The sequence below is a fragment of the Mycobacterium paragordonae genome, from assembly GCF_003614435.1.
GTDB lineage: Bacteria > Actinomycetota > Actinomycetes > Mycobacteriales > Mycobacteriaceae > Mycobacterium > Mycobacterium paragordonae.
The window spans coordinates 4474460-4493990 of sequence record NZ_CP025546.1 but is presented as its reverse complement, the minus strand read 5'-3'; the positions used below and the strand labels follow the sequence as shown (position 1 = coordinate 4493990).

The window sequence follows — 19531 nt, the reverse complement described above, 5'->3', positions numbered from 1 at the left end:
CCGTCCCTGCAAAAAGGAGCAACATGGCCGAAGAACCTGACACGCCTGACATCGAGGACGTGGAACCCCACGTCGATGAGGTGCCAGCCGACGTCGATGACCTGCCAGCCGAGCCACCCGCCGACGAGGAAATCGACGCCGGCGCCACCCGCCGGCGGTTCCGGGTCGGCAGTCGACTGTCCCAGCCCGCACGCGCACTGGTAGCCGGCGCGGTCGTGGTGGCCGCGCTGGCCGGATTGACCGGCTGGCTCGGCTATCGCGCCTACGCGGAGCGGCAGGCGCAGGCGCAGCGCGATCTGTTCGTGCAAACCGCGCGCCAGGGCGCGGTGAACCTCACCACGATCAGCTACACCGAGATCGACTCGGACGTGCAGCGAATCCTGGATCTGGCCACCGGGGCGTTCCGCGACGACTTCGAGCACCGGTCCAAGCCGTTCGTCGAACTCGTCAAGGCGGCGCAGTCGGTTTCGGAAGGCACGGTGACCGACGCCGGCCTGGAATCCCAGCACGGCGACTCCGCGCAGGTGCTCGTCGCGGTCGCGGTGAAGTCCCGTACCGCGGGTGGCGAAGAGGCCCCACGGGAATGGCGGATGAAGATCGAGGTCAAGGCGATCGGCGATGATGCGAAGATGTCGAATGTGGTGTTCGTGCCATGACGATCTTGAGTCATGAGGCCAGCAAGAGGACGGAGGACACCATCACCGAAATCCACGGCCCGACCGACGAAAACGAGACCACGCAACAGGATTCGGAATCCGCCGAGATCGACGTCACCGACGAGGTCGACGAACTCGGGGAGCCCGACGCATCCGACGAGCCCGACGCATCCGATGGCGAACCCGACGCGTCCGATGGCGAACCCGCCAAGCCCCGACCCGCGAGGAAGCCGATCGCGTGGGCACGGGTGCTCGCCTACGGCGTGCTACCGGGTGTGGCTCTGGTGCTGGCGATCGCGGCGGGCTACTTCAAGTGGATCGCCGTATCCGGGGCCGAGGTGGCGAAAGCGCGCACCGAGTCGATGCGCGTCGCCAGCGAGGACGCGGTCGCCCTGCTGTCCTACACCCCGGATACCGCGGAGAAGCAACTCAGCGCCGCCCGCGACCGGCTGACCGGCGATTTCAAGGACGCCTACACGGCGCTGACACGTCAGGTCGTCATCCCGGGCGCGAAGGAAAAGCGCATCGCGGCAGTGGCGAAAGTGAATGCGGCAGCGTCGGTGTCGGCGACCGCCACCCACGCCGTCGTGCTGCTGTTCGTCGATCAGACCGTGACCATCGGCGACGGCGGCACTCCCACCGACACCCAACCCGTAGTCCGGGTGGCACTGGAGAAAGTCGACGGCCGGTGGCTGGTCTCGCATTTCGACCCGGTATAAGCCGCAGCGCGTTCTCAGTCGCGGTATCCCTCACGGCCGCAGCGGTATTGGCGGTCCCATCGGCGCGCGCCGACAACAAGCGGCTCAACGACGCCGTCGTCTCCGGCGTCTACACCCTCCAGCATCAGGCCGGCTGTACCAACGATGTCGTCATGAACAACTCGCTCTACCTGGCCGCCCAGTGGCACGCCGACGACATGATGAACAACCGAAACATCAACGACGACATCGGATCCGACGGGTCGACACCACAGGACCGCGCCAACGCCGCCGGCTTCCGCGGCCGGGTCACCGAGACCGTGGCCGTCAACCCGGCCCTGTCGATCAGCAGCTTCGAGCTGTTCAACCAGTGGTACAACAACCCCGACTACCTGGCCATCATGCGGGATTGCGCCAACACCGCGATGGGGGTCTGGTCTGCCAACAGCCTGGACCGCACCGTGGTGGTGGCCCTGTACGGGCAGCCGGCCGCGCCGAGGCGCTAGTCGTAAGCCGAGACGCTAGTCGTACACCGGAGCCCACATCCGGTCCAGCACGGCCTGTCTGACGTCTTCGTAGGTCTTGGTCGCGACACCGTCATCGACCGCGGCGTGATACACGGCCTCGGCGACTTTCGCCGAGATGTCCCGCAGATTCTGCACATCCGGTAGCAGCGAATCACCGGCCGCGGCCGGATCAGCTTGTTGGGCAACGGCCTTCGCCGAAGCGTGCAGCATCGGTTGGGTGAGCCGGCGGGCGCCGGCGACGATGATGCCCAGACCGATACCGGGGAAGACCAGGACGTTGTTGGCCTGGCCGATGGTGTAGGTCGTTCCTTCGTGGACGACCGGCGCCATCGGGCTGCCGGTGGTCACCAGCGCCCGGCCGTCCGACCACTGCACCAGGTCGGCCGGCATGGCCTCCATTCGCGAGGTCGGGTTGGACAGCGGAAAGATCATCGGCCGCTCGCAGCGCGCCGTCATCGCCTCGACAGCCTCCTGGGTGAACGCACCGTGCACCGCCGAGCAGCCGAGCAGCACGGTCGGTGCGGCGAGCTTGATCGCATCGACCAATCCGACATGCTGGTGTGCGGTCACGCCCAAACGGGCACGGTTCTTGGCGTAGGGCACCTGGAAGTCACGCAGATCCTCCATGTCGTCGAACAACAGACCTTGACGGTCGATCGGCCAGATCTGCGAGGTGGCCTGCTCGGCCGTGGCGCCGTCGGCGATCATGGCGTCGCGGATCTGGTCGGCGACGCCGAGCCCCGCGGTGCCGGCGCCGAACACCACGATGCGCTGATCCCGCAACGGCAAGCCGGTGACTCTGCATCCGCCGTAGACCGCCGCCAGGACCACCGCGCCGGTTCCCTGCATGTCGTCGTTGAACACCAGGTAGTCGTCACCGTAGGTCTGCAGAACCTTGCGCGCGTTGGCCGGGCCGAAGTCTTCGAAGTGCAGGATCGCGTGCGGGAAGAACCGGTGGGCGGTCTCGATGTAGCTCCTGATGAAGTCGTCGTATTGCTCCCCGCGACGACGGGCGTGCCGGTTGCCCAGGTAGAACGGGTCCTGCAGCAGTTGCTCGTTGTCGGTGCCGACATCCAGCGACACCGCCAGGCAGCGCCGGGGATCGATGCCGCCGCCGGCGGTGTAGAGCGCCAATTTGCCGACGGTGATCTGAATGCCGCCCACCCCCCAGTCGCCGATGCCCAGGATCGCCTCGGCATCGGTGCACACGATCAGGTCGATGTCGTCGGGGCCCTGCCCGAGCGTCGCGAAGGCGTCGGCGATCTCGTCGGGCGCGTCGATGCTCAGGAACAGCCCCCGCTGGCCGCGGTACTCGTCGGAGAAGCGTTGAATGGCCTCGCCGACGGTGGGCGTGTACACCACCGGCATCAGTTCGGGTAGGTGATCGGTGAGGACCTTGTAGTACAGCAGTTCGTGGCGGTAGTGCAGCTGTTCGAGCAGCAGATTACGGTCCAAATCGGTTGCCATGCTTTGTAATTGGTGCCACACCCGGTCGGCCTGCTGATCCAGGGTCAGCACCGCGGAGGGGAGCCGGCCGGTCAGGCCGAGCTTGCGCCGCTGTTCGTGGGTGAAGCCCACGCCGCGGTTGAGGCTCGGCGTCGACAGCGCTTCCGGGAAGCGGGGCACGCAGACATCACTCATCACCAGCTCCGTCCGTGACTAGGGAGGGGTCACGTCACGTTAGCGCTGAATGAGAAACCGAGGGTTACCAGCCGGAGGCGGACTTGCGCGTGTCCTGATTGATGCCGGAGTGATCGGCCAGGTCGCAGATGCACACTTCCTGGGACCGCCGGCGGAAGCGGCCGTCGCGCTCGAATTTCAGGTGCTGGGCGTAGACCTTGTCGCGTTGGTTCTGGGAGAACGCCAAGTCCAGGTTGACCGGCAACCCGGCCCAATCGACCTGTTCAGCGGGGGTATTGGCGCCCTGGCGGGTGCGGCAGTGCCGGGGACAGGCCGTGCGCACATCTGTCCCGGAGGACGCAGATTTGCCTTCAGACTCCCGAGCCACGCGTACGACCCTCCCTCGAGTGCACGATCTCTTGGGTGAATGGTGCGACGCCCATGTTTCAGCTGAAGGCGTGTGACGTTTCCGTCAAATTACGGGATTACCCAGTCGTCACCGTCAGTACACATCGCGGTGGTAGCGCTTGTCCGTGCTCAACGCCTGCACGAAGGCCCTGGCCGCCTCGGGGTCGAGTTTGCCGTGCTCGGCGGCGATGTCGCAGATCGCCTGGTCAACGTCTTTGGCCATCGGGTCGGCGCTGCCGCAGACGTAGAGCTGGGCGCCTTCCTGGAGCCAGCTCCACAGGGCGGCGCCGCGTTTGCGCATCAGATGCTGCACGTACACCTTTTCCTGCTGGTCCCGGGAAAACGCCAGGTCCAATTCGGTGAGCAATCCGTCGGCGTGCATGGCCTGAATCTCGTCGCGGTAATAAAAATCGGTGGCGGCGTGCTGCTCGCCGAAGAACAGCCAGTTCGGGCCGGTGTGGCCCAGCGCGCGTCGCTCCTGCAGGAATCCGCGGAACGGGGCGATCCCGGTGCCGGGCCCGATCATGATCATCGGAGTCTGGGGGTCGCTGGGCGGCCGGAAATTCTTGGACGTCCGCACGTAGACCGCGATCCGGTCGCTGGGGGAGCGGTCGGCCAGATAGGTCGAGCACACCCCGCGCCGCGGCACGCCCTGGAAGTTGTACCGCACCGGCGAGACGGTGAGGTGGACCTCGCCGGGATGCACCTTGGGGCTCGATGAAATCGAGTACAGCCGTGGCTGCAGGGGTTTGAGCACGGCCAGCCACTCGTCCACCGACGCGTGCACCGGCGCCCGCCCGAGCAGGTCCACCGACTGACGTCCCCAGGACCAATCAGCCAGTGCCGTCTTGTTTTCCGGCCTCATCAGCTCGCTCAGCCGGGCCGCCGCCGCGGCGTCGACCGTGCGCTGTTGCACGAAGCGCAGCAGGTCGGGGCTGATGTGGGCGATCTCGAACCGGTCGGTCAACGCGGTGCGCAACGACATTGCGCCGTGGTCGGCGACCTCGACCTCGGTGTGGCCGTCCAGGCCGGTGACGGTCAGCCATTCGTCGACGAACTGCTCACTGTTGTGCGGCCACACGCCGAGCGCATCGCCGGCCTGGTAGTCGACCGTCGCCTCCGGTACGTCAAAGACCAACTGGCGCACGTCTTTTGCCGAGCGGGGCCGGCTCAGGGTGACGTTGCGGATCACGTCGGTGACCAGGGGCCGTTTCTTGGTGTACTTCTGCGTGCTGCCGGCGGCGGTGGCCGGCTTGCGGACGGGTGCGTCCGACAGCGCGCCCAGGATGTCGTCGAGCCAGCGGGTGGCGGCGTCTTCGTAGTCGGGCTCGCAGTCGACGCGGCCGGTGATGCGGGTCGCGCCCAGTTCGGCCAGTCGCTCGTCGAGCCGGCGTCCGTGGCCGCAGAAGTCGTTGTAGTTGGAGTCCCCGAGGGCCAGGACGGCGTAGCGGGTCTCGGTCAACCGCGGCGCTCCCGCACCCGACAGAGTCCGCCACAGAGCGGCGCCGTTGTCGGGGGGATCACCGTCGCCGGTGGTGCTGGTGATGAGCAGCAATTCACGCGTGCCGGCCAGGTCACTGGGCGGGAAGTCGTCCATCGCGTGCACCGCGACGGGCAGTTCGGCGTCGGTCAGGCGTGCGGCCAGAGTGGCTGCGAGTTCCTCGGCGTTGCCGGTCTGGGAGGCCCACAGCAGCACGACGGCCGGCCGGCCGGCCGCGGGAACGGGCTTCCGGGGGGCGTCCACCTCCGGCGCCGGCGCCGGAGTGCGCGAGCAGATCCCCGCGATGACGCCGTCCAGCCACATCCGGGTGCGGGTGTCGAACGGTGCGCTGGCCGGCAGGGTGGGTAACCCGGTAGTCGGACGGCCGGCCTCTACCCGCAGCCCGGCCAGCATTCCAGCCAGGTAGGCGCGACCGTGCTGGTCGAACTCGGGCGCGGGCTCGCTTGCGACGCCGAGGAACTCGGCGATCGCGTCGATCTGAGAGAGGCTGACGTGCGGCGCCGGGTATTGCGTCTCGGGTGTCTCGGACTGGCGGGGCGGTGTCGCGGTGCGGCCGGCGACCTTGGTCAGGGTGACGGCGCAGGCCTTGTATTCCGGTTGGCGCGACACCGGGTCGACGGCGTCATTGGTGACCGCGTTGATCGACAGGTATTCACCGAAGGTGTCGTTCCAGTGGAACGGGGCGAAGCAGTTGCCCGGCCGGACCCGGTCGGTGACGACGGCGGGCAGCACGGCACGGCCGCGCCTGGACGCGATCTCGACGCGATCGCCGTCGGAGATGTGTTGGCGGGCAGCATCGTCCGGGTGGATCTCGACGAAGGGCCCAGGGTTGAGCTTGTTGAGCTTGGCGACCTTGCCGGTCTTGGTCATGGTGTGCCACTGGTGCGGCAGGCGGCCGGTGTTGAGCAGGAAAGGGTAATCGCTGTCCGGCATCTCGTCGGGCGACAGGTGCGGGCGGGCGAAGAAGACGGCCCGGCCGTGCGGGGTCGGGAAGGCGAGCCGGGGCACGTGCCCGTTCTCCCGAACCAGGCGGGTCTGGCTGACGCCGTTGTTGAGGTAGCGGATCGGGTTGCGGTCGGTGGGGCTGTCGGGCGGGCAGGGCCATTGCACGGACGTCTGGCGTAACCGCTCGTAGCTGATGCCCCGAAGGTCGTAACCGGTCTTGGGGTTGGCGAACCGCTTGATCTCCTCGAACACCTCCTCGGCGGAGTTGTAGCTGAACGAGTCGGAAAACCCCATCGCGCAGGCGATTCGGGCGATGATCTGCCAGTCGGGCAATGCCTGGGCCGGTGGATCCACCGCCCGCTGGAACAGGGTCAGGTTGCGCTCGGAGTTGACCATCACCCCGTCGGACTCCGTCCACAGGGCGGCCGGCAGCACGACGTCGGCGTATTCGTTGGTTTCGGTCTCCAGGTAGGCATCCTGGGTGACCACCAGCTCGGCCTGTTCCAGGCCCGCCAGCACCGTCTTCCGATTGGCAACGGTGGCAACGGGATTCGTGCACATGATCCAGCAGGCTTTGATCTGGCCGTCGGCCATGCGGCTGAACATGTCGATGACGCCGTCGCTGACATCGGTGCGCAGCGAACCGCGGGGAATGCCCCACTGGTCCTCGGTGAACTCCCGGTCCTCGCTGCTGGTCACCGCCCGCTGACCCGGCAAACCCGGGCCCATGTAACCCATTTCGCGCCCGCCCATGGCGTTGGGCTGACCGGTGAGCGAGAACGGTCCGCTGCCGGTTTTGCAGATCGCTCCGGTGGCCAGGTGCAGGTTGCAGATCGCGTTGGTGTTCCAGGTGCCATGGGTGCTTTGGTTGAGGCCCATCGTCCAGCAGCTCATCCAATTCGCGGCTTCGCCGATCCACCGTGCCGCGGTGCGGATGTCGTCGGCCGGGAGGCCGGTGATTTCACTGACCCGCTCTGGGGTGAACTGCTCGAGGAAGCTGGGCATCACCTCCCAGCCGGTGGTGAACTCGGCGATGAAGTCGGGGTCGGTGTGCCCGTTACGTACGAGCTGGTGCAGTAAGCCGTTGAGTAGCGCGAGATCCGAGCCGGGCGCGATCTGCAGGAACAGGTCGGCCTTGGCGGCGGTTGCGGTGCGGCGGGGGTCGACGACGATCAGTTTGGCGCCGGCTTTGACGCGTTCCATCATGCGCAGGAACAGAATTGGATGGCAGTCGGCCATATTGGCACCGGTGACGAAGAATACGTCGGCGTGGTCGAAATCCTGGTAGGACCCGGGCGGTCCGTCGGCACCCAGCGACAGCTTGTATCCGGAACTGGCGCCGGCCATGCACAGTCGCGAGTTCGACTCGATCTGATTGGTGCCGATGAAACCTTTGGCCAGCTTGTTCGCCAGGTATTGCGCTTCCAGCGACATCTGCCCCGACACGTACAGGGCCACGGCGTCGGGTCCGTGCTTGTCGATGATGGCCCGTAACCGCTTGGCCGATCGCATGATCGCGGTATCGGTGTCCATGGCTTCGAACGGCTGACCACGGTCGGTGCGGGCGTATGCCGATTCGGCCCGTCCCGGTGCGGCGAGAAAATCAGCGGTGGTGGTGCCTTTGGTGCACAGGCGGCCGAAGTTGGCCGGATGATCATCCTGCCCAACCGTTTTCGCGATGTGACGCCGGCCGCTTTCGGGGTCGGTTGTGAGCTGCAACACCATTCCGCAGCCGACGCCGCAGTAGGCGCACATGGTGCGCACCGCGTCGTCGGGGGACTGCATGGTGATTTCCGACCTCTCCTTTATGCACCGGGATCTGCCCAAAATGGTGCTGCAGTGATGTTTCGGTACGGCGCACCCGAGGTTTCAGCGGCTTTACGGACTTCTCGCACGGGGTATGGGGTCGTGTGCGGCCGGCAGGAAATTCGGGATGGCATCGGGATTGCGTTGAGCGCCCGCTCATCGCATTACCGGTCCTCGTCGACCGGTGATATCCGCCGAGGTTACCCACGCTGATCCCGGCTTCAGGCCCTACACCTGGGGTTTTGACCAAACTCGACGGACATTCACAGTGTGCGTTCAGCTGCGGTGCCCGCTGTTCCGCCGCTTCGCTAAGCTCGCCAGGTGCGGTCTCGGTTCGGCGCTGCCCTGCTCATGTTGGGGGTCGCGGTCGCAGGTTGTGGCGGCCATTCGTCAACCCCGCCGTCGGCGAAGGCGGATTCGTGCAAGGAATCGGACAGCCCCACCGCCGACACGGTTCGGCGGGCCATCGCCGCCGTCCCGGTCGAGGTCCCGGGATCTACCTGGGTGGAGATCGCGCGCGGGCACACCCGCAAATGCCGGCTGAACTGGGTACAAATCATCCCCACCATCGCATCGGAATCGACGCCGCAGCAGCTGTTGTTCTTCGATCGCAACACCCCGTTGGGTTCACCCACCCCCAACCCCAAGCCCTACATCACCGTGCTGGCTCCGGCCGACGACACCGTGACCGTGCAGTACCAGTGGCGCACCGGCAGCGACGAGGAGTGCTGCCCCACCGGCAGGGGCACGGTGAAGTTCGAGATAGGCCCCGACGGCAAACTCAAGGCGCTCAACCCGATCCCGCATCAGCCACCCAGCTGACCCTGGCTGGGTCGTCACTCAGCACTTCTACAGCACACCTACAGCAGGTTCAGGCTGCTCTGGGCGTGCTTGACGCCGGTTCGGCTGGCACGCTGAATCTTCCGTGCCAGACACCGGGACCGAGTGAGGAGGGCTATGTACCAGCAGACGCTGCCACAGCGGGTGGAGTCGTGCGACAACGTCGTGAGCGGTCGTCGTGGCCCGCGTCACATTTGTCATTGGGACGCAGAAGATGTGGCGGCCTGGGAGGCCGGCAACAAGCTCATCGCGCGCCGGAATCTGTTGTGGTCGGTCGTCACGGTGCACCTCGGATACTCGGTGTGGACGCTGTGGCCGGTGATGGAACTGTTCATGCCGCAGAACGTGTACGGGTTTTCGACGGGCGACAAGTTGCTGCTGGGCATCACCGCGACCTTGGTCGGGGCCTGCCTGCGGATGCCCTACTCGCTGGCCACCGCGGTCTTCGGTGGACGCAACTGGGCGATCCTGTCGTCGCTGGCCCTGCTGGTCCCGGTCCTCGGCACGATGGTGCTGTTGCTGCACCCCGGGCTGCCGTTGTGGCCGTACCTGATCTGCGCGGCGCTCACCGGACTGGGCGGCGGCAATTTCGCCGCCTCGATGAGCAATGCCAATGCCTTCTATCCGCACCGGCTCAAGGGCTCCGCGCTCGGATTGGCCGGCGGTGTGGGCAATCTCGGTGTTCCGACGATCCAGTTGGTCGGGCTGCTGGTCATCGCGACCGCGGGCGACGGCAAACCCTATCTGGTGTGCGGGCTGTATGCGGTGTCGCTGGTCATCGCCTCGATCGGGGTGACCCGAGGCATGAATACCGTTGCGCAGCATCACGTCAAGCCGCAACAGCTGCGGCCGATCATCAAGGCGATGTTCGCGTCCAGGGACACGTGGCTGCTCTCGCTGCTTTACCTCGGCACGTTCGGCTCGTTCATCGGCTTCGCCTTCGCGTTCGGCCAGGTGTTGCAGACCAACTTCGAGGCGAGCGGGGAAACCGTGGCGCAGGCAAGTCTGCACGCCGCGGAGCTCGCCTTCCTCGGTCCGCTGTTCGCCGCTCTCGCAAGGGTTTACGGCGGCCGGCTGGCCGACCGTATCGGTGGCAGCCGCCTGACGCTGATGGTGTTCCTCGGCATGGCCCTCACCGCGGCGCTATTGATCGACACCAGTGCGCATCAACACCGCCATCACGGCGGCGCCGCCATGGCCGGCTATTTCGCTTGCTTCATAGCACTTTTCGTGTTGTCCGGGCTGGGCAACGGATCCGTCTACAAGATGATCCCGACGATCTTCGAGTCCTGCAGCCGCACGCTCGATGTCGGCGAAGCCGATCGCCGCGAGTGGTCGCGGATCATCTCCGGCGTGGTAATCGGGTTCGTGGCCTCCGTCGGCGCACTCGGCGGGGTCGGCATCAACCTCGCGCTGCGGGCGTCGTATGCGGGCACCGGCGCCGGGACCGAGGCATTCTGGATCTTCATGTGCTGCTATGCCGCTGCTGCCGCGTTGACCTGGCAGGCCTATGTCCGCAGGGCCGTGCCGGTGCGCGCGGCGGAACTCGTTGTGAGCAAGGCTTAGTCGGGCAGATTCTCCGGGTGCAGCATCTCGGCGTAGCGCAGCGGCTCCGGGATGCCGAACCCGTCGACCAGCGTCCTGGCGTGCGGGCGCAGCACCCGGCACCGGTCGTTGATGCCCCGGGTGACGGCTTTGGCGCGCTCGGTCGACAGGTACCGGTGTTCGATGAACCAGGCCTTGTCCTCCTCGATGACCGACAACGCGTACAGGTCGCACACCACGCCCAGCAGCTCGCGTGCCTCGCGGTCCCGGCAGGACTCGATCCCGGCGACGAAGGCTTCCAGCACCACGGTGTCGATGTGCGCCTTCGCCGCGTGCAGCACGTGGTCCTGCACCGCATTGAACGCGTCGAAGGCTGACATCTCCTTGGACTTGCCCTGCAGCCGGCGCGCCACCGAAGACAGCAGGTACTCCTCGCGGTCTTCGAACATCTGCACCTGGGTGCCGCGGTTGAACAGGCTGCCTTCCTCCTCGTTGTCCTGCCGGGAGTCGACGATGCGCTGCATGATCGCTTCTGCCGCAGTGCGTTTCTTCACCCGGTCGCCCACCGTGTTGGCCGCGAAACGCACCCACTCGACCGGGCTCATGCTCTTGATGTCGTCGGCGTAGGCGGTCAGCAGTTCCTTGGCCACCAGCTGGGTCAGCACATGGTTGTCACCTTCGAAGGTGGTGAACACGTCGGTGTCGGCGCGCAGCGCGATCAGCCGGTTCTCGGCCATGTAGCCCGCGCCACCGCAGGCTTCGCGGGCTTCCTGGATGGCCAGCGACGCGTGCCAGGTGTTGGCCGCCTTCAGCCCGGCGGCACGCGCCTCCAGCTCACGCTGTTCCTCGGCGTCCACCACGTCGGAGGTCTGCAGGTCGTGACACTTGGACACCAGCTCGTTCTGCGCGAACTGCAGCGCGTAGGACTTGGCGATCAACGGGAACAGCCGCCGCTGATGCACCAGGTAGTCCATGATCAGCACTTCGTGGTCGTCGTCGCCGGGGGCGCTGAACTGCCTGCGCTGCAACGCATACCGGGTCGCGATGTCCAGCGCGACGTGGGCCGCGTTGCCGGCACTGCCGCCCACGGTGACCCGGCCCCGGATCAACGTGCCGATCATCGTGAAGAAGCGCCGGTTGGCGTTGTCGATCGGCGAGGTGTAGGTGCCGTCCGGTTCGACCTCGCCGTACTTGTTCAGCAGGTTGACCCGGGGCACCCGGACGTTGTCGAACATGATGCGGCCGTTGTCGACACCGGGCAGGCCGCCCTTGTAGTGGCAGTCCGAGGTGGTCACCCCCGGCAGGTCGTTGCCGTCGGCGTCGCGGATGGGGACCAGGACGCAGTGCACGCCGTGGTTGACCGGCTTGCCGTCCTGATGTGTGATCAGCTGCGCGAAAACCGATGCGATGGTGGCGGTTTCGGCCGCACCACCGATGTAGTCCTTGCGGGATGTCGGCGTCGGGGAGTTGACGACGAACTCTTCGGTCTCGACGTCGTAAGTGGCCGTCGTCTCCAGCGACTGGACGTCGCTGCCGTGCCCGGTCTCGGTCATCGCGAAACACCCGAGCAGATCAAGCGTGATGATGTCTCTGACGTAGGAGGCGTGACGTTCGGTGCCGAGGTTCTCGACAGCTCCGCCGAACAGTCCCCACTGCACACCGGCCTTCACCATGAGCGAAAGATCAGACATGGCCAGCATCTCGATCATGGTGACCGCCGCACCGACATCACCGGTGCCGCCGTGCTCCTTGCGGAAGCCTTCGTCCGAAACGCCGGCGGCCGCCATCATCTGCATCTGCTCGGCGACCTTGGCGCGGGCAATGACGGTGTTGGGGGTGTAGTGCGGACGGAAAGCCTCGTGGGAGAGCTTGGCCCGCGTCTCGTTCTTCACGTCGCGCCAACGGCCGTCGAGCGCGTCGCGGATGTAGTCGGCAGTGCTCTTGTTGTCTGACGCCATCCCCCGACCGTAGTCCGTCGTCAGCCCCGTCGGAACACGTCGGCCCTATGAACACAGTGTGTCGCGGAAATCGTTCAGTCATCGCAGGCTTTGTCGTGTTCGTCGTGAGCAGCGACGACCGCGCCGGGCACGGTGTGGCGCGCTGCCAGGACATGCTGATCCGATTCCGGCGCAAGGGAATTGCCGGCGTACTGACGACCGGGAACTCTGGGCTCACTCTCCGCCGGATGCCCTGCCGCTACCGGGCTACGGGCACATGAAGCTGATCGGCGGGCACTGCCTGATCGTGATCGCCTCAATCGGGGGATTGTCACCGTCCCACATCGAGATCGGCGTGCCCTGGCTGGTGAGGTTGCCCATCCCATAATTGGTCGCATACCAGGTGTGGCAGACGCTCCAGTCCCAGTCGACGTACTGGTTCGTGACGTAGGGCATCTGCTTCGGGTTGCCCGGACACCACTGGTGCGGCTGTGTCGTATCAGCGTGGGCGACGCCCAGACCCAACCCGGTGAACACGGCGGACCCGGCCAGCAACGAGGCCGCCAGGACTTTCTTGGTTGTACGGGCCAGCTGCACGATGGCCTCCTTTCTTTTGCGCAGGCAAATGGTAGGCGCGATCGAAGCGCCCGGTAGGCGATTCGCACGCGCCGATATTGGCCACATTTGAATTCGTCAAATGGCTATTCATCTCGGTCGGTTCGAAATTAGCTTCCGGGGTTTGTGAAATTCTTGCGTTCGGCGACAAAAGCGTCACCGAAGTGGAGGTTTGCGACTCCCGGGATAAACGATCAGGGGCCGCGCGATGTGTTGCACTTTCGGGCGCTACCCGTTCAAATCACGCAGTCAGGGAATTTCGCGGTGCAGCGAAGGAGTTGCCGGCGGACGCAACCGGTAGCCGACGAAACCGAGCCACACTACGCCCAGAAGCCCGAGCATGAGCATGTCGAAAACCCACCAGCCCGAATAGTGACTCCAGACCGCATTGTGATCGGCCAGCTTGTCGATTCGCCGCAGATCCACGGTGGCGGCGGCGGCCGCAAACCCCCACTGCGCCGGGATGAACCAGGAGACCTGGTCATAGCCCCAGGTACCCACCAGCGAGACGAGCCCGCCCGCGAACAACAGCGAAGCCAGCAGCGCCGGGATCAACAGCGGCACCACTTCGGCCATCGACTTGCCCAGGGAGGACAGCGCCAGACCCACGATCGCTGAGACGATGGCCGTCGCCGCCACGCTGACGTAGAGCTCGATGCCCGCCGCCAGCGGGGAAGTGCCGAACAGCGCCGCGCCGTGCTTGGGCCCGCCTTTGCCGACGATGACGATGGCGGTCAGGATGGCGGCCTGGGCGGCGGCGAACAGCCCGAAGACCGCGAGTTTGGCGAGCAGGTAGGCCGACGTCGACAATCCGATTGCCTGCTCGCGCCGGAAGATCCGTCGTTCGGAGACCAGGCTGCGAACGGTGACTGTGGTGCCCATGAGGACCGCGGCGAAGTTGAGCGCGGCAAGAATCTCGACCGCTTCGTGGGTGTTCGCCGACGACGGGCCGGGCCGGTTCAACCCGGAACTGCCGGGGATCAACAGCGTCAACGCTCCCAGCACGAAGGGGAGCGCGAGCAGGAAGAACGAATAGACGGGGCTGGACAGCAGCAACCGCAGCTGGCGACGCACCATTAGCCGGAACTGCTGCCCGAAGCCGGGGACGGGCGCGAGCCGTTGCGGCCTGGCGACCGACGGCGGCGTCGGCGAGGACAACGCCTGCTGTCGCATCAGGAAGGCATGGTGGGCGCCGTGCGGGTCCGCGCCGATCCGTCCGAAGATCTCGAACCAGTCGGTGGTGCCCAGCGCCGAATCGATATGCGAGGGCGGTCCAGCGAACGCCAATTGGCCTGCGGGCGTGAGCACCAACGCCTGGTCGCACATGTTGAGGTAGGCCGGTGAAGTGCCGGCTATCACCACCACGCAGCCGAGGTCGGCCTGTCGGCGCAGCATCGCCATGACGTGGTTCTCCGGAGCGGGATCCAGCCCGGCACCCGGCCCCTCGACCACCAGCAGGGACGGCCTGGTGATCAGCTCAACCGCCAGCGCCACGCACCGGCGCGCTTCGGGCGGCAACTTGGCCACCCGGGTCGTGCGGTGCGGGGTCAGCTCGAGTTCGTCGAGGATCTGATGCACGACTCGGTCGCGGTTCTCCGGCGAGGTATCCGGCGGCAGCCGCAACTCGGCCGCGTAGTCCAGGGCACGCTCGACGGTGAGCCGGGGAAGCACGCGGTTGTCGCGCGGAACCACACCGATGCGTAACCGCTGCACGTCGGGTTCGGCGCGCACGTCGTGACCGTCGACCGTCAGCAGGCCCGAGGTGGGCGGCCGGGTTCCCGCGAGCAGACCGGTCAGGGCGAAATTGCGCGCCGCCGACGGCCCGACGACCGCGATCAGGGATCCCGGCGGCGCCGTGAACGTCACGTTCGACAGCAGCTCGTGGCCATCGACGGCGAGCCCCAGGTGGTAACCGGCGACACCGATCGTCCGTGCGCCCGGCAGCAGCGGCAACCGGCTGGTCTGGGGCGGCAGCTCATCGGGTCCGGTGTCGTCGCCGCCGGGAAGCAGCTTGCGACCCGCCTCGGTCATCCGCTCGAGAAACCCTGGGCCTTTGGCCGGCGCTTCGTCGACTTGCGGCGGAGGCGGAGGCGGAGGAGGTGTGTCTGCCGGCACGTAGCGGAAAGGCCTGGTGGGTCTCTCCAGCGGGGAGTGTTCCACCGGGCCGTAGCCGGCGGCGGGCTGGGCCGGGATGCTGGTGGTCGGGGGCTCCTCGGGTGGTTGCGCCGGGATGGCGGTGGTCGCGGGTTCGGCCGGGATTTCGATGGGCTGCGCCGGGATGCTGGTGGTCGCGGGTTCGGCCGGGGTTTGGGGGGCCTGCGCCGGGATGGCGGTGGTCGCCGGCTCGGCTGGGATTTCGATGGGCTGCGCCGGGATGGCGGTGGTGGCCGGCTCGGCCGCGATTTCGGGGGGCGGTGCCGGGATGCTGGTGGTCGGGGGCTCGTCGGGCTCCTCGAGCGGCGCCTGCACGGGTGGCGGCAGCGGCGTCTTGACCCCCAACGGATCGGTGGTGGGCGGGGGCGCGTCGTCCGGAGCGGTGACCTGGAAGCTCAGCCGCGGTCCGCGCTGCGGATCGCCGATCGCGATGGTCTGACCGTCCCGGATGTCGATCGTCGACATCCGTATCCCATCGAGGAACAGGCCTCGGTGGCTCTGATCGACGGCCAGCCAGTGGGTACCGGCGAAGCGCAGCACCACGTCGGGGACGGGTTCACCGTCGAGTCCGGGGCCATCGGGGTCCAGTCGGACGTCGCAGTGTCCGCCGTGCCCCACAATCACATCGCGGCCCGGCGCGAAGACGTACCGCACCGATCCGACCCATACGGTCAACGGGGAGACGTCAGGGATGGCCGTCACCTTTCATCGTGGAGTGCTGACTCAAGTGTCTACCCGTTCACCCGGTCTCTCCACCCGCGCTGAGCCGATCAGAGTGTGTGGCGGCCCGGCGCAGTAGCGGCGTTCTCCAGCAGACGCCGCAATACTTCGACGGCATCCGTCAGCACCTGGCGATCGGCGGCATCGAGGCGGGCCAGTTGCGGTTCGATCGCGGCGGCCCGGTCCCTGCGCACCGCGTTGAGCGTGTGCACGCCCTTCGGGGTGATCTTGATGCGGACCGCGCGGGCGTCACCGGGGTCGATCGTTCGCGACACCAGTCCGGCGTCCTCGAGCCGGCGCACCTGCGTCGTCATCGTCGGCTGGGAACAGTGATCGACGGCGGCCAAGTCGCCGATGCGCGCTTCGCCCTGGGCTTCGATGGTTGCCAGCAGCCGGGCCTGCGCCGACGGCAACGGCATCTGGATGCGCTGGGTGGCCAGCCGGTTCAACCGCGCGACCACTGCCAACAGGTCGGCACCCAGACCGTGCGCGACGTCAGCGTCTCTGGCCGCGGCGGACGAAGTCATGCGTCCATCGTTGCATAGCTTTGCTATGCGAGACCAATCGTGAAAGCCGTCACCTTAATTGCCCGAGAGCCTGCGTGCTGGTCACCTCGCGACGAGTGGACCTGGCAGAATCGGTCGAGTGAGCGAGATCGGGCCACCCCCTTCGCGCGCTCGGGGTGGACCGCTGCGACCGAGTGAGTTGGCACAAGCGTCGGTGATGGCCGCGCTGTGCGCGGTGACGGCCATCATCTCCGTCGTGGTGCCGTTTGCTGCGGGACTGGCGCTGCTGGGCACGGTGCCGACCGGGTTGCTGGCTTACCGGTACCGCCTGCGGGTGCTGATCACGGCGACGGTCGCGGCCGGTGTCATCGCCTTCCTGATCGCCGGCGGCGGCGGGTTGATGGGCGTCATCCAGAGCGCCTACATCGGCGGGCTCACCGGAATCATCAAGCGCCGGGGCCGCGGCACGCCCACGGTGGTCGTCTCATCGGTGATCGCGGGGTTGGTGTTCGGCGCCGGCAACGTCGGCGTGTTGATGGTGCTGACCCGCCTGCGACACCTGATGCGCGACGCCATCAGTGCGAACGTGGACGGACTGGCCTCCTTCTTCGGCCGGGTGGGCTTGCAGGACGCCGGGTTCTGGCTGAAGAAGGTCTACGCCGGAGCGCTGCATTACTGGCAACTGGTCCTGCTCGGCGGCGTCGCCATCGGGGTCGTCTTCATCTCGCTGATCGGGTGGTGGGCCCTGTCGCGGCTGTTGGAGCGGATGCGGGGCATCCCGGACGTGCACAAGCTGGACGCCCCGACCGGTGACGTCGCCGACGCCGCCGTCGGCCCAGTTCCGGTGCGGCTGGACCAGGTGCGCTTCCGCTACCCGGGTGCCGGCCAGGACGCGTTGCGCGAGATCAGCCTGGACATCGGCGAGGCCGAACACGTCGCGATCACCGGCGCCAACGGCTCCGGCAAGACCACGCTCATGTTGATCCTGGCCGGCCGGGAGCCCACCTCGGGCACGGTGCAGCGGCCCGGGGCGGTAGGGCTGGGCAAGCTCGGCGGCACGGCCGTCGTCCTGCAGCATCCCGAGAGCCAGGTGCTCGGCACCCGGGTCGCCGACGACGTGGTGTGGGGTCTGCCGCCGGGCACCAAGACCGACGTCGACACCTTGCTGCGCGAGGTGGGTCTGGAAGACCTGGCCGAACGCGACACCGGCAGCCTGTCCGGCGGTGAGCTACAGCGGCTGGCGCTCGCGGCGGCGCTGGCCCGCGAGCCCGCCATGCTGATCGCCGACGAGGTCACCACCATGGTCGACCAGCAGGGCCGCGAGGGCTTGCTGAACGTGCTGTCCGGTCTCACCAAACGGCACCGGACGGCGCTGGTGCACATCACGCACTACAACAACGAAGCCCAATCTGCCGACCGCACAATCAAACTCAGCGATTCCCCGGACAATTCCGGGATGGTCCAGCCGGCCGAGGACGCGCAGCTGCCGACCGTCGGGGCGGGCGGAACGCGCAGCGGGTCGACGCTCGAACTCGTCGGTGTCGGCCTTGAGTACGGCGTCGGTACGCCGTGGGCCAAGACGGCGTTGCGCGACGTCAACTTCGTCGTCGAGCAGGGCGACGGCGTGCTGATCCACGGCGGCAACGGTTCGGGCAAGTCCACCCTGGCGTGGATCATGGCCGGATTGACGACACCGACGAGTGGTGTGTGCCTGCTGGATGGACGTCCCACCGACGAGCAGGTGGGCGCGGTGGCGTTGTCGTTCCAGGCGGCCCGGCTGCAGCTGATGCGCAGCCGCGTCGACCTGGAAGTGGCTTCGGCGGCCGGCTTTTCGCACAAGGACCACGATCGGGTGATCTCGGCGCTCGGCGTCGTCGGACTCGACCCCGCTCTGGCGAGCCGCAGCATCGACAAACTCAGTGGGGGCCAGATGCGCCGCGTGGTCCTGGCCGGGTTGCTCGCCTGCAAGCCCAAGGCCCTGATCCTCGACGAGCCGCTGGCCGGGTTGGACGCCGAGAGCCAGAGCGGGCTGCTGCGCCTGCTCGAGGATCTGCGCCGGGAGCGGGGTCTGACAGTGGTCGTCATCTCGCACGATCTCGTCGGGATGGAGAGCCTGTGCCCGCGCACCCTGCACCTGCGTGACGGCGTGCTGGAGTCCGCCTCAACGTCCGCGGCGGGGCCGGGGGGTGTGTCGTGACAAGCACATCCCACCCGCGGCAGCGCGAAACCCGCAAGCCGGGTCGACCGGTGGTGTTGCTGGTGCCGATACCGGGCACGTCGCCCATCCACGACCTGTGGGCAGGGACCAAACTGCTTGTGGTCTTCGGCATCTCGGTGCTATTGGCGTTCTATCCGGGCTGGGTGACGATCGGTTGTGCCGCGGCCGTGGTGCTGGCGGCGATCTGGACCGCCCATATCCCGCGGGGCGCTTTGCCGTCGATACCCCGCTGGCTGTGGATCGTCATCTTCATCGGCGGTTTTACCGCGGCGCTGGCCGGCGGTAATCCGCTGGTCCCGGTGGCCGGCCTGGAGCTGGGACTCGGCGGTTTCTTGAACTTCCTGCGTATCACGGCGCTTACCCTGGTGCTGCTGGGACTGGGCGGTCTGGTGTCCTACACCACCAATGTTGCCGAAATCGGTCCTGCGGTGGCGACTTTGGGCCGGCCGCTGCGGCTGCTGCGGCTGCCGATCGACGAGTGGGCGGTAGCGCTGGCGTTGGCGCTGCGCGCCTTCCCGATGTTGATCGATGAGTTCCAGGTGCTGTACGCGGCCCGCCGGTTGCGGCCGAAACCGGTGCCGCGCAACCGGAGAGAGAAGCGCCAGCAACGCAGGCTGGAGGTCATCGACCTGCTCGCGGCCACGATCACGGTGACGCTGCGCCGCGCTGACGAGATGGGCGACGCGATCACCGCCCGCGGCGGCACCGGCCAGTTGTCGGCTCATCCGCGGCGGCCCAAATTGGCTGACTGGGTTGCGCTGACGATCACCGTCCTGGTGTGCGGCGCGGGCGTGGCGATTCAGACGATCCTCACGGCGCACTGATGCGTCGCGGC

General features: G+C 67.1%; 14 protein-coding genes. 7 read left to right on the top strand and 7 right to left on the bottom strand.

Annotated elements, in window-relative coordinates:
- Window positions 1–23 precede the first annotated feature (23 nt).
- From C0J29_RS20310 to C0J29_RS20300, 3 genes are read left to right on the top strand one after another with little or no spacing between them, the layout of a single operon-like run.
- Window positions 24–656: an Mce protein gene (locus C0J29_RS20310; protein ID WP_082994179.1), complete on the top strand. Its 633-nt coding sequence runs from the start codon at window positions 24–26 to the stop codon at window positions 654–656.
- Window positions 653–1375, top strand: a complete 723-nt coding sequence (locus C0J29_RS20305; RefSeq protein WP_174814851.1) for a hypothetical protein — start codon at window positions 653–655, stop codon at window positions 1373–1375. The genes C0J29_RS20310 and C0J29_RS20305 overlap by 4 nt, the downstream gene beginning before the upstream one ends.
- The gene (locus tag C0J29_RS20300) at window positions 1372–1860 is read left to right on the top strand and encodes a CAP domain-containing protein (RefSeq protein ID WP_120794859.1); all 489 of its coding nucleotides are present in this window, start codon (window positions 1372–1374) and stop codon (window positions 1858–1860) included. The genes C0J29_RS20305 and C0J29_RS20300 overlap by 4 nt, the downstream gene beginning before the upstream one ends.
- Window positions 1861–1875: 15 nt before the next feature.
- Here the strand turns inward: C0J29_RS20300 and C0J29_RS20295 are convergent, their stop codons facing one another.
- The 3 genes from C0J29_RS20295 to C0J29_RS20285 form a co-directional block, all read right to left on the bottom strand.
- The gene (locus tag C0J29_RS20295) at window positions 1876–3522 is read right to left on the bottom strand and encodes an NAD-dependent malic enzyme (RefSeq protein WP_120793384.1); all 1647 of its coding nucleotides are present in this window, start codon (window positions 3520–3522) and stop codon (window positions 1876–1878) included.
- A 64-nt stretch (window positions 3523–3586) separates the two neighbouring features.
- On the bottom strand, window positions 3587–3889 hold the full coding sequence (locus tag C0J29_RS33925) for a hypothetical protein (RefSeq protein ID WP_232004093.1): 303 nt from the start codon (window positions 3887–3889) through the stop codon (window positions 3587–3589).
- A 114-nt stretch (window positions 3890–4003) separates the two neighbouring features.
- Entirely contained in the window at window positions 4004–8140 is a 4137-nt protein-coding gene (locus tag C0J29_RS20285; RefSeq protein ID WP_120793383.1) for a bifunctional nitrate reductase/sulfite reductase flavoprotein subunit alpha, read from the bottom strand.
- 372 nt (window positions 8141–8512) lie between these two features.
- On the opposite strand from C0J29_RS20285, the gene C0J29_RS20280 reads away from it, so the two are divergent.
- On the top strand, window positions 8513–8983 hold the full coding sequence (locus C0J29_RS20280) for an LppP/LprE family lipoprotein (RefSeq protein WP_120794858.1): 471 nt from the start codon (window positions 8513–8515) through the stop codon (window positions 8981–8983).
- A gap of 135 nt (window positions 8984–9118) precedes the next feature.
- Window positions 9119–10567: a nitrate/nitrite transporter gene (locus C0J29_RS20275; RefSeq protein ID WP_120793382.1), complete on the top strand. Its 1449-nt coding sequence runs from the start codon at window positions 9119–9121 to the stop codon at window positions 10565–10567.
- Here C0J29_RS20275 and C0J29_RS20270 read toward each other — a convergent pair.
- From C0J29_RS20270 to C0J29_RS20255, 4 genes are all read right to left on the bottom strand, one after another.
- Window positions 10564–12504, bottom strand: coding sequence for an acyl-CoA dehydrogenase family protein (locus tag C0J29_RS20270; RefSeq protein ID WP_120793381.1), 1941 nt, complete (start codon window positions 12502–12504; stop codon window positions 10564–10566). The two genes, C0J29_RS20275 and C0J29_RS20270, sit on opposite strands and share 4 nt — an antisense overlap.
- 246 nt (window positions 12505–12750) lie before the next feature.
- Entirely contained in the window at window positions 12751–13080 is a 330-nt protein-coding gene (locus C0J29_RS20265) for a hypothetical protein (protein ID WP_065043131.1), read from the bottom strand.
- A 267-nt stretch (window positions 13081–13347) separates the two neighbouring features.
- Window positions 13348–15954 carry an ABC transporter permease gene (locus C0J29_RS20260; RefSeq protein ID WP_242460495.1) on the bottom strand — a complete coding sequence of 869 codons (2607 nt, stop codon included), beginning with the start codon at window positions 15952–15954 and terminating at the stop codon, window positions 13348–13350.
- Window positions 15955–16022: 68 nt separating this feature from the next.
- Window positions 16023–16499 carry a MarR family winged helix-turn-helix transcriptional regulator gene (locus tag C0J29_RS20255; protein WP_065043130.1) on the bottom strand — a complete coding sequence of 159 codons (477 nt, stop codon included), beginning with the start codon at window positions 16497–16499 and terminating at the stop codon, window positions 16023–16025.
- Between the two features lie 196 nt (window positions 16500–16695).
- Between C0J29_RS20255 and C0J29_RS20250 the strand changes: the two genes are divergently transcribed.
- Window positions 16696–18675: a DUF2232 domain-containing protein gene (locus C0J29_RS20250; protein WP_197748253.1), complete on the top strand. Its 1980-nt coding sequence runs from the start codon at window positions 16696–16698 to the stop codon at window positions 18673–18675.
- Window positions 18672–19520 carry a CbiQ family ECF transporter T component gene (locus C0J29_RS20245; protein WP_197748218.1) on the top strand — a complete coding sequence of 283 codons (849 nt, stop codon included), beginning with the start codon at window positions 18672–18674 and terminating at the stop codon, window positions 19518–19520. Before C0J29_RS20250 ends, C0J29_RS20245 begins: the two co-directional genes overlap by 4 nt.
- The last annotated feature ends 11 nt before the right edge of the window (window positions 19521–19531 follow it).